Raw genomic sequence first — 10,296 nt, forward strand, 5'->3', positions numbered from 1 at the left:
ACCGATCGCCACGGTCGGCAGCAACAGCGCGAGCAGCGGAGGCCGGCCGTGCGCAGCGCCGGCGGCGGGCCGGACCCGCGGCAACCGTGCGGCCGCCACGAGCCCGAGCGTGGGCACGAGCGCACCGAGCACGAAAACCGGTGCGGTCGAGAATCTTTCGGCCAGGAAAAGGCCCAGCGGCAGACCGATCATCTGCGACGCGGCGATCGCGATGCCGAGGGTGCCGGTGGCACGGCCCAGCTGCCGGGCCGGGGCCAGTTCCGCGACGAGCGCGGCCGCGGCCACGGTGATCATGCCGAAGCCGATGCCGCGGACCGCCGAGATGCCCAGCACCACCGACGGCGCGGTCGAGGCGAGCAGTCCCAGCGACGGCAGGCCGAGCAGCAGGCACCCGGCGATCAGCAGTTGCCGATGTCCCCGGGCGCGTATCAGCTTCGGCATGGCCAGCTGGGTGAGCACCGTGGTCGCCATGAACACCGTCGTCACCGATCCGGCGAGCGTGTCGCTGCCTCCCGCCTGCGCGATCGCCCACGGGACGACGGGCAGCAGCAACGAGAACCCACCGAACGCGGCGGCCGCGAGGGCCCAGGACGCGAGAAGGCCACGGATGCCGAGCAGGCCCGGCGCAGCCGTCACATCAACCTCAGGATCCCGGCGGTCGCGGCGAGCAGTGTCAGTGCCAGCAGCACCCCGGCGAACAGCTGGTTGCCGGCTTTCCAGGCCGACCACGTTCCCCCGGCGGCCAGCCCTGCGAGCAGGAAGCAGCCGTAGGTCAACAGGACGTCCATCGGCTACAGGCTGCCCTTGGTCGACGGGATGCCGCTGACCCGCGGGTCCGGTTCGACGGCCTCGCGCAGGGCCCGCGCCACCGCCTTGAACTCGGCTTCGGTGATGTGGTGCTGGTCGCGGCCGTACAGCACGCGCACGTGCAGCGCGATGCGGGCGTGGAACGCGAACGACTCGAACACGTGCTTGTTGATCACCGTGGCGTAGGGCACGCCCGGGTAGCCGCCGATCACCGAGTGCACCATGTAGTCCGGTTCCCCGGTGTGCACGCAGTACGGCCGTCCCGACACGTCCACCGACGCATGCGCGAGGGTCTCGTCCATGGGGATGAAGCAGTCACCGAAACGGCGGATGCCGCGCTTGTCGCCGAGCGCCTGGTTGAACGCCTGGCCGAGCACGATGGCGGTGTCCTCGACGGTGTGGTGCGCCTCGATCTCGACGTCGCCCTTCGCGTGGACTGTCAGGTCGAAGCTGCCGTGCTGGCCGAGCGCGGTGAGCATGTGGTCGTAGAACGGGACGCCCGTCGAGATGTCGGTGCGGCCGGTGCCGTCGAGATTGATCTCGACGCTGATGCTCGACTCCTTGGTCGTGCGTTCGACCTTCGCGATCCGGTCGCTCATCGGGCTCCCTCGATTTCCGTTGCGGCGAGCTGCTCACTCACGCGCAACAATTCGTCGTTCTCGTGTGCCAACCCGATGGTGGTGCGCAGATATCCGGGGATGCCGACGTCCCGGATGAGCACGCCTTCGTCGAGGTAGCGCTGCCAGGTGGCGGCGGCGTCCGCGAACCGGCCGAACAGGATGAAGTTGGCGTCCGACGGGATCACCTCGTAGCCGAGGCGCGCCAGTTCCGCGGCGACGCGGATGCGTTCGGCGGTCAGTGCCGCGACCGACCCGAGCGTCTCGTCGGCGTGCCGCAGCGCCGCCCGGGCGGCGGCCTGGGTGATCACCGACAGGTGGTACGGCAGTCGCACCAGCAGCAGGGCCTCGACGACGGCGGGCGCCGCGGCGAGGTAGCCGAGGCGACCCCCGGCGAACGCGAACGCCTTGCTCATGGTGCGCGAGACGATCACCTTCGCCGGATACTCGTCGATCAGCGCGAGCGCGCTCGGCACCGCGGAGAACTCGGCGTACGCCTCGTCGACGATGACGATGCCCGGTGCGGCCTCGACGATCACCCGCAACTGGTCGAGCGGGATGCTGTGCCCGGTGGGGTTGTTCGGGCTGGTGACGAACACGACGTCGGGCTTGCGGTCGCGGATCGCCGCGACGGAGGCCTCGATGTCGAGGGTGAAGTCGGCGCGCCGGTAGGTGGCCAGCCATTCGGTCTGGGTGCCGTCGGAGATGATCGGGTGCATCGAGTACGACGGCACGAAGCCCATCGCACTACGGCCCGGCCCACCGAACGCCTGCAGGATCTGCTGCAGGATCTCGTTGGATCCGTTTGCCGCCCACAGGTTTTCGACACCCACCGCGACACCGGTCTGCCGGGTCAGGTAGGCGGCGAGGTCGGTGCGCAGCGCCACGGCGTCGCGGTCCGGGTAGCGGTGCAGCTCACGCGCCGCCTCCCGCACGGCCTCGGCGACGTCGTCGACGAGCGCCTGCGTCGGCGGGTGCGGGTTCTCGTTGGTGTTCAGCTGCACCGGCACCGTCAACTGCGGTGCGCCGTAGGCGGATTTGCCGCGCAGGTTCTCGCGCAGCGGCAGGTCGTCGATGGTGATGCGGCTGCCGGGCACGGTCCCGGTCTGTGCGCCGCTCATCGCAGAGCCTCGAACCGCAGACGCACGGCCTCACCGTGGGCGGGCAGGTCCTCGGCGTTCGCGAGGGTGATGACGTGCCCGGCGACGTCCTGCAGCGCTTCGCGGCTGTAGTCGACGACGTGGATGCCGCGCAGGAAGGTCTGCACGCTCAGCCCGGACTGGTGCCGCGCACAGCCGGCGGTGGGCAGCACGTGGTTCGAGCCGGCGCAGTAGTCGCCGAGGCTGACCGGCGCCCACGGTCCGACGAAGATCGCGCCGGCGGCGCGGACCCGCGCGGCCACCTCGGAGGCGTTCTCGGTCTGGATCTCGAGGTGCTCGGCGGCGTAGGCGTTGACGACCTGCAGTCCCTGCTCGAGGTCGTCGACCAGGACGATGCCGGACTGGCTGCCGGACAGCGCGGTCGTCACGCGCTCGCGGTGCTTGGTGATCTCGAGCTGCGCGGCGAGGGCGGCGTCGACGGCGTCGGCCAGGTCGGTGCTGGTGGTGACCAGGACGGAGGCGGCCATCACGTCGTGTTCGGCCTGGCTGATCAGGTCGGCGGCCACGTGTACGGCGTCGGCGGTGTGGTCGGCGAGGATCGCGATCTCGGTGGGCCCGGCCTCGGCGTCGATGCCGACGACGGCGCGGCACAGCCGCTTGGCGGCGGTCACGTAGATGTTGCCGGGGCCGGTGATCATGTCGACGGGGGCGAGCTCGGTCGCAGTGTCGTCGACGTCGGTGCCGCCGTAGCTGAGCAGCGCGACGGCCTGGGCGCCGCCGACGGCCCACACCTCGTCGACGCCGAGCAATGCGGCGGCGGCGAGGATGGTCGGGTGCGGCAGACCGTCGAAGTCCTTCTGCGGCGGCGAGGCGATGACGAGCGATTCGACGCCCGCGGCCTGGGCCGGAACGACGTTCATCACCACGGACGACGGGTAGACGGCGTTGCCGCCGGGCACGTACAGGCCGACGCGCTCGACCGGCACCCAGCGTTCGGTGACCGTGCCGCCGGGCACGACCTCGGTGACGGTGTCGGTGCGGCGTTGATCGGCGTGGACGAGGCGGGTGCGGGTGATGGCGACCTCGAGAGCCGCGCGCACGGCGGGGTCCAGTTCGGCGAGCGCCCGGTCGATCGCGGCCTGCGGTACGCGTACCTGCGCGGGGCGCACGCCGTCGAACTTCTCGCTGTAGTCGAGGGCGGCGACGGCTCCGCGGTCACGGATGTCGTCGACGACGGGACGGACGTGATGCAGCACCGCGTCCACATCCACTCCGCCGCGGGGCAGGGCGCCCCTCAGCTCCGCAGTGGTGGGGGTACGACCGCGCAGGTCGGTGCGGGCAAGCATGAGGTGTCCTCTCTCGTAGAACAGGGATCTGTTCCATTATCCGCGATACACGCAAACGAGTTGTCAGCCGGTCACCCGGCGGCGCGGCGTACCGGCCCCGGCGGCCCCGATTCCGGCGTGCGGCCGTCCTATGCTGGGCGGCATGGACGACGACGCATCGCACCCGGCCACCCTGGGTGAGCTGATTCGCCGCCAGCGCGAGCTCGCCGCACTGCCGATGCGGCAGCTGGCCGCGATGGTGGGAATCTCGAACCCGTACCTGTCGCAGATCGAGCGGAATCTGCGGGCGCCGAGCGATCGGGTACTCAATGCCATCGCCGAGCAGCTGCACCTGTCGGCGGATACCCTGACGACACAGGTCGCCTCCCCCGACGCGGCCAAGGAATCCGCAGTGCTGCAAGCGATCCGGGAGGATCCGGATCTGACCAATCCGCAGCGCCGGTCGCTGGAGGAGATGTACGAGGCGTTCCGGGAGGTGACCGTCGCCAAACGGAGACGGGGCATTCGGGACGAGTCGGACGAATCCCCGGACGCGTGACGTGATTCACATCTGAAACAAGTTCTACGAGCGTGTCACAGCCCTTCGCAGGTCGGACGAGCGACCGTGTGCCGCGTCACTACCTGCAGTGACCATGTACCTCGGAGTAAGGTGCGCGCCTCTGCGGTCCGTGTCACCCTCGGGCATCCCCCAACCATGACCTGAGGTGAGCCCGTGCTCGACCATGTGCACAAGAAGTTGAAGTCCAGCCTCGATCCGATCGGCTGGGCACCCGCCGTCGCGTCCGTGGCCGGACGCGCCGTCCGGAATCCGCAGAAGGTCGCCTCGGCGACCACCGGATACACCACGCGCCTGGCCCGGATCCCCGCCGCCGCGACCCGCGTGTTCAACGAGGCCGACCCGCAGCCGCCGCTGCCCGTCGATCCGCGGGACGGGCGGTTCAGCAACGCAGCGTGGAAGGAGAACCCCGCCTACTTCTCGCTGCTGCAGAGCTACCTGGCCACCCGCGAGTACGCGCTCGAACTCACCGAAGCCGGCGCCGGCGACCCGCTGCAGGACGGCAAGGCCCGTCAGTTCGCGAACCTGATGTTCGACGCCCTCGCGCCGTCGAACTTCCTGTTCAACCCCGGGGTGCTGACCCGCGCGTTCGAGACCGGCGGCGCGAGCCTGCTGCGCGGCGCCCGGTACGCCCTCGACGACCTGACCAACCGGGGCGGCCGGCCACTGAAGGTCGACGTCGACGCCTTCAAGGTCGGTGAGAATCTCGCGGCGACGCCCGGCAAGGTCGTCTACCGGAACGATCTGATCGAGCTGATCCAGTACGCGCCCCAGACCGAGCAGGTGCACGAGATCCCGATCCTGGCGGCACCGCCGTGGATCAACAAGTACTACATCCTCGATCTCGCGCCGGAGCGCAGCCTGGTCGAGTGGGCGATCCGCCACAACCGCACCGTGTTCATGATCTCGTACCGCAATCCCGACGAGTCCATGCACGACGTGACCATGAGCGACTACTACGCCCAGGGCATCGCGTCGGCGCTGGACGTCGTCGAGGAGATCACGGGATCGTCCCGGATCGAGGTGCTCTCCATCTGCCTCGGTGGCGCGATGGCCGCGATGGCCGCCGCGCGGCTGGCCGCCGAGGGCGACCGCCGCATCTGCGCGCTGACCATGCTCAACACCCTGCTCGACTACCGCGACGTCGGCGAGCTCGGTTTGCTGACCGATCCGGCGACCCTCGACAACGTCGAGTTCCGGATGCGCGCCCAGGGATTCCTGTCCGGCCACGAGATGTCCGGCAGCTTCGACATGATCCGGGCCAAGGACCTGATCTTCTCGTACTGGGTGTCGCGGTGGATGAAGGGCGAGAAGCCGACGGCATTCGACATCCTCGCATGGAACGAGGACAGCACCCGGATGCCGGCGGCCATGCACTCGCACTATCTGCGAAGCCTCTACGGGCGCAACGAACTCGCCGAAGGCGTGTACGAACTCGACGGCAAGACACTGAATTTGGGCGACATCCAGTGTGACACGTACATCGTCGGCGCGATCAACGACCACATCGTGCCGTGGACGTCGTCGTACGAGTCGGTGCGGCTGCTCGGCGGCTCCGTCCGGTTCGTGCTGTCCAACGGCGGTCACATTGCGGGAGCGGTGAATCCGCCGGGGCCGAAGTGCTGGTTCGAGGCGGTCGGCGCACCCGACGCGGAAACCCCTGCCGCCCTGCCGAATTCGCCGCAGGACTGGAAGGAGCGCGCCACCCGGGCCACGACGTCGTGGTGGGAGGACTGGGCGCTGTGGTCCGGTTCGCGGGCCGGCGCGCTGGTCGCACCGCCGTCGATGGGCAGCACGGCACATCCCGCACTGTGCGACGCACCGGGCACCTACGTCTTCGGATGACGCCCGGGTAGCGTGTTAGCAGTCATTGTGCTAACTTGCTAACAGCGTCGTTCGAGGCGCTTCCACCACCGACAGAAGGACTCGTTATGACCTCCCCCAAGACCACCAACGCCGCCAAGGTCGCCACCGACGCCGCCTCCAAGGCCGCCACCGACGCGACCGACGCCGCCCAGAAGGTCGCCGCCTCCGCCACCCAGGCCGCCAGCCGCGCCACGGAGGAGCTGAGCAAGGCCGTCGACGACACCACCGCCCGCGTGAACGACTTCAACGGCAAGATCGTCGACGCCGCCAAGCAGAGCGGCAACCTGGCCGTCGACACCTACGAGAAGACCGTCTTCAGCCTTCTCGACCTGCAGGAGAAGTTCGCCGAGGCCACCCCGATCGAGTGGGTCGCCGACCTCGCGAAGGCACAGGTCTCGTTCGCCCGCGAACTGACCGCCACCACCGCCACCACCGCCCGCGACCTCCTCAAGTGAGGCCCGTGCGCACCGTCCTCGTATCGAAGGACGGAAAACGCGCACCGGCTCCTGAGCCGCAGGCTTAGGGTGCGCGGCATGGACGCCGTATCACCCGCCGCGATCGCCGCGGCCCCGTTCCGTATCGGGGCCGCGGCGATCGCCGGTTGGAGCGCCTATCTACTCGGTCTGGCCCGGCGCGGTGCCGGTCCGCTCGACATCGTCGACGACGCCACCGCGTTCGTGAACGTCCTCACCGACCGCGACCGGCCCGGCTGGGCCCATCCGTGGCCCGTGGCCCTGCAGTGGCCGCTCGCGCGGCTGCGGGACTGCACCGTCGCATCACCGTCGGCGACCGGGACCGTGCCCACCCTGCTCCTGCCACCGCAGGCCGGCACCGATTCGTGCATCGTCGACCACTCCACCGAACGCAGCCAGATCGCGGCGCTGCACGCCGGCGGACTGACCCGGCTGTACTGCCTGGACTGGCTCCCCGCGACCGCCGAGACCGACGGCGACTCGATCGACGAGCATCTCGCGGTCGTCGCCGAGGCGGTGGCCCACCTCGGCGGGCGGGTCAATCTCATCGGTGACAGCCAGGGCGGGTGGCTCGCCACCGTGTACGCGGCGCTGCATCCCGACGAGGTACACACGCTGACCGTCGCGGGAGCCCCGATCGACTTCCACGCCGACCGGCCGGGACTCGGCCTGCTCGGCCACCTGCCCCGCAGGGCGGGCGCCGCCGCCGCGGCCCTGGTCTACGACACCGGGCACCTGTTCGGCGTCCATCTCACCGACCCCGTCGGCGAGGTGCAGCGGGCGATGGACCTGCTCGCCGGGCTCGACGACCCCGAGGTGATTGCGCGGATCACGGAGCAGCGCCGCTGGTTCGTGTGGCGCCAGCCGATCCCCGCCGCGTTCCGGGACTGGATCGTCGAACACCTCGTGGTGGGCAACGAACTGGCCCGCGGGGATCTGGTGATCGGCGGGCGGCGCGTCGACCTCACCGAGATCGACTGCCCCCTGATCCTGCTCGCCGGTACCGGCGACCTGCTGGCACCGCCCGCGCAGGTGCACGCCCTGGCCGCGCTCGTGGGCACCGCACCCGAACGGATCGCCGTGCACACCGTCGAGGACGGGCACATCGGGCTGTTCGTCGGGCGCCGGGTCCTCGCCGAACAGTGGACCCCGATCGCGTCCGCCGTCGCAGCGGAGTCCGGATCGGCAACGGGGTTCGGGTGAACCGGGTGCGGGCCGCGGTCGTCGCGATCGCGCTGATCCTCACCGCGTCGATCCTGCCCACGACGGCCGCGGCGGCACCGACCGGGTTTCTGTGGGGTGTCTCCTCGTCCGGCTTCCAGTCCGAGGGCTCGTCGCCGGACAGCAACTGGTCCCGCTACTCGGCGTCGGGCCGCACCCACGACCCGATCGGTGCCGCCGTCGACTTCCGCCACCGCTATCGCGAGGACATCGCACGCGCCGCCGATCTCGGGGTGGACGTGTTCCGGTTCTCCGTCGAATGGGCCCGGGTCCAACCGCGGCCCGATCACTGGGACGAGACGGAGTTCGCGTACTACGACGACGTGGTCGCCGCGATCCGGGAGCACGGCATGACGCCGATGATCACCCTGGACCACTGGGTGTATCCCGGATGGATCGCCGACCGCGGCGGCTGGGCCGATCCCGGCACGGTCGCGGCCTGGCTGGCCAACGCCGAACGGGTGGTCGCCCGGTACGCGAACGTCGGGGCGCTGTGGGTCACCGTCAACGAACCGACGATCTACGTGCGGCAGGAACTCACCTTCGGCGGGTTGTTCCCCACCGACGTCCCCCGCATGTTCGACGGGCTCGTCGCCGCGCACCGCGGGGCATACGAGCTGATCCACCGGCATGATCCGGACGCGAAGGTCACCTCGAACGTCGCGTACATCCCCGGCGCCCAGACCTACCTGGACACGTTGTTCCTCGACCGTGTGCGTGACCGCCTGGACTTCGTCGGGGTCGACTACTACTACGGGGTGGAGCCCGGCAATCTCACCGCGATCCACGCCGCGTTCGACGACTTCGCGGCGGTGCGCCCGCATCCGCAGGGGCTGCACGACGCGCTGATGGACTACACCCGGCGGTATCCCGGTCTGCCGCTGTACGTCGTCGAGAACGGCATGCCCACCGCCGACGGGGCGCCGCGTCCGGACGGCTGGACCCGTTCCCGGCATCTGCGCGAGCACGTCGCCGCGGTGGCCCGCGCGATCGACGACGGCGCACCGGTGTTCGGCTACAACTACTGGTCGCTCACCGACAACTACGAATGGGGTTCGTACACCCCACGATTCGGCCTCTACACCGTCGACGCCCGCACCGATCCGACACTGACCCGCCGTCCCACCGACGGCGTCGAGGCCTATCGCGCGATCGTCGGCGGCGGCGCACCCTAGATCCAGCTGTCCTAGGATCGACCGATGACGTGGCAGATGTGGCTGGCCTTCCTCGGCGCGGCATGGGTGATCAGTCTGTCGCCCGGCGCCGGGGCCGTCGCGTCGATGTCCTCGGGACTCGCGCACGGCCTGCGCCGCGGCTACTGGAACATCCTCGGTCTGCAACTCGGCCTGCTGCTGCAGATCGCGGTGGTTGCCGCGGGCGTCGGCGCGGTCCTGGCCCGGTCCGCGACCGCGTTCACCGTCATCAAGTGGTTCGGCGTCGCGTATCTCGTGTATCTCGGGATCCGGCAGTGGCGGGCCCGGCCCACGGAAACCGAGGCCGAGACGCCGACGCGGGGCGCGTCCGCGCCGGCGTTGGTGGTGCGGGGTTTCCTCGTCAACGCCTCGAATCCGAAGGCCGTCGTCTTCATGCTGGCGGTGCTACCGCAGTTCCTGGAACCGGCGGCGCCGCTGCTGCCGCAGTATCTGGCGATCGCCGCGACCATGGTCGCCGTCGACGTCGTCGTGATGACCGGCTACACCGGTCTGGCCGCGCGCGTGCTCACCCTGATGCGGTCCCCGCGGCAGCAGTCGATCACCAACCGCGTGTTCTCCGGACTGTTCCTGACCGCGGCGGCGTTCCTGGCGACGGTGCGGCGCGCCGCGACGGTCTGACCCGCCTCCCGAAAGCCCCGCGAGCGCGGACGGAACGGGGTTACGCTGGCCCGGACCAGCCAACTGCCGGTCGTCCGGTACCGGGTGTCGGTACCCGTGTCCGAACCTCTCGGTGGTGCACGACTCGGCCGTTCTCGGACGGCGGACCGGAGGCATCGTGAATCCAGTGGTGACCGCACCCGCGCCCCGCGCGACGCGTCCCATGCCCGCGCGCTATCACCTCAAGGGCTCGGTGCTCTACAAGCTGATGACCACGACCGATCCCAAGGACCTCGGGATCATGTACATGGTCACCTCGTTCGGGTTCTTCCTGGCCGGCGGCCTGATGGCGATGCTGATGCGCGCCGAACTGGCGGTCCCCGGCATGCAGTTCCTGTCGAACGAGCAGTACAACCAGCTGTTCACCGTGCACGGCGGCGTGATGCTGCTGATGTACGCGACCCCGATCGTGTTCGGTTTCGCGAACTACGTCCTGCCG

At 69.9% G+C, this 10,296-nt stretch carries 12 protein-coding genes; 7 read left to right on the forward strand and 5 right to left on the reverse strand.

Going from position 1 to position 10,296, the window contains the following annotated elements:
• From ACN675_RS25475 to hisD, 5 genes are all read right to left on the reverse strand, one after another.
• The coding region (locus ACN675_RS25475; RefSeq protein ID WP_420753482.1) for an MFS transporter at positions 1-636 on the reverse strand (636 nt) is incomplete at its 3' end.
• Entirely contained in the window at positions 633-788 is a 156-nt protein-coding gene (locus tag ACN675_RS25480) for a hypothetical protein (protein WP_420753483.1), read from the reverse strand. The genes ACN675_RS25480 and ACN675_RS25475, both read right to left, overlap by 4 nt.
• A 3-nt stretch (positions 789-791) precedes the next feature.
• On the reverse strand, positions 792-1,406 hold the full coding sequence (gene hisB, locus ACN675_RS25485; protein ID WP_420753484.1) for an imidazoleglycerol-phosphate dehydratase HisB: 615 nt from the start codon (positions 1,404-1,406) through the stop codon (positions 792-794).
• Positions 1,403-2,545, reverse strand: coding sequence for a histidinol-phosphate transaminase (locus ACN675_RS25490; protein ID WP_420753485.1), 1,143 nt, complete (start codon positions 2,543-2,545; stop codon positions 1,403-1,405). Before ACN675_RS25490 ends, hisB begins: the two co-directional genes overlap by 4 nt.
• A complete protein-coding gene (hisD, locus tag ACN675_RS25495) occupies positions 2,542-3,870 on the reverse strand; it encodes a histidinol dehydrogenase (RefSeq protein WP_420753486.1) in 1,329 nt (442 codons plus the stop codon). The genes ACN675_RS25490 and hisD overlap by 4 nt, the downstream gene beginning before the upstream one ends.
• 142 nt (positions 3,871-4,012) lie before the next feature.
• Here hisD and ACN675_RS25500 point away from each other — a divergent pair, with 142 nt between their 5' ends.
• From ACN675_RS25500 to ACN675_RS25530, 7 genes are all read left to right on the forward strand, one after another.
• Entirely contained in the window at positions 4,013-4,408 is a 396-nt protein-coding gene (locus ACN675_RS25500) for a helix-turn-helix domain-containing protein (protein ID WP_420753487.1), read from the forward strand.
• A 174-nt stretch (positions 4,409-4,582) separates the two neighbouring features.
• Positions 4,583-6,271 carry a PHA/PHB synthase family protein gene (locus ACN675_RS25505; protein WP_420753488.1) on the forward strand — a complete coding sequence of 563 codons (1,689 nt, stop codon included), beginning with the start codon at positions 4,583-4,585 and terminating at the stop codon, positions 6,269-6,271.
• Positions 6,272-6,357: 86 nt separating this feature from the next.
• On the forward strand, positions 6,358-6,747 hold the full coding sequence (locus tag ACN675_RS25510; protein WP_420753489.1) for a hypothetical protein: 390 nt from the start codon (positions 6,358-6,360) through the stop codon (positions 6,745-6,747).
• A 78-nt stretch (positions 6,748-6,825) separates the two neighbouring features.
• The gene (locus tag ACN675_RS25515) at positions 6,826-7,968 is read left to right on the forward strand and encodes an alpha/beta fold hydrolase (RefSeq protein ID WP_420753490.1); all 1,143 of its coding nucleotides are present in this window, start codon (positions 6,826-6,828) and stop codon (positions 7,966-7,968) included.
• Between the two features lie 5 nt (positions 7,969-7,973).
• A complete protein-coding gene (locus ACN675_RS25520; RefSeq protein WP_420753492.1) occupies positions 7,974-9,161 on the forward strand; it encodes a glycoside hydrolase family 1 protein in 1,188 nt (395 codons plus the stop codon).
• A 24-nt stretch (positions 9,162-9,185) separates the two neighbouring features.
• On the forward strand, positions 9,186-9,818 hold the full coding sequence (gene rhtB / locus ACN675_RS25525) for a homoserine/homoserine lactone efflux protein (protein ID WP_420753491.1): 633 nt from the start codon (positions 9,186-9,188) through the stop codon (positions 9,816-9,818).
• 202 nt (positions 9,819-10,020) lie between these two features.
• A partial coding sequence (locus tag ACN675_RS25530; RefSeq protein WP_420753493.1) for a cbb3-type cytochrome c oxidase subunit I occupies positions 10,021-10,296 on the forward strand: 276 nt, incomplete at its 3' end.

This window comes from Rhodococcus sp. O3, from assembly GCF_048897285.1.
GTDB lineage: Bacteria > Actinomycetota > Actinomycetes > Mycobacteriales > Mycobacteriaceae > Rhodococcus.

What these genes read in the sequence shown, in the direction of transcription:
- ACN675_RS25480 (WP_420753483.1), bottom strand. Translation starts at nt 788, where the DNA reads ATGGACGTCCTGTTGACCTACGGCTGCTTCCTGCTCGCAGGGCTGGCC.
- hisB (WP_420753484.1), bottom strand. Translation starts at nt 1,406, where the DNA reads ATGAGCGACCGGATCGCGAAGGTCGAACGCACGACCAAGGAGTCGAGC.
- ACN675_RS25490 (WP_420753485.1), bottom strand. Translation starts at nt 2,545, where the DNA reads ATGAGCGGCGCACAGACCGGGACCGTGCCCGGCAGCCGCATCACCATC.
- hisD (WP_420753486.1), bottom strand. Translation starts at nt 3,870, where the DNA reads ATGCTTGCCCGCACCGACCTGCGCGGTCGTACCCCCACCACTGCGGAG.
- ACN675_RS25500 (WP_420753487.1), top strand. Translation starts at nt 4,013, where the DNA reads ATGGACGACGACGCATCGCACCCGGCCACCCTGGGTGAGCTGATTCGC.
- ACN675_RS25510 (WP_420753489.1), top strand. Translation starts at nt 6,358, where the DNA reads ATGACCTCCCCCAAGACCACCAACGCCGCCAAGGTCGCCACCGACGCC.
- ACN675_RS25515 (WP_420753490.1), top strand. Translation starts at nt 6,826, where the DNA reads ATGGACGCCGTATCACCCGCCGCGATCGCCGCGGCCCCGTTCCGTATC.
- rhtB (WP_420753491.1), top strand. Translation starts at nt 9,186, where the DNA reads ATGACGTGGCAGATGTGGCTGGCCTTCCTCGGCGCGGCATGGGTGATC.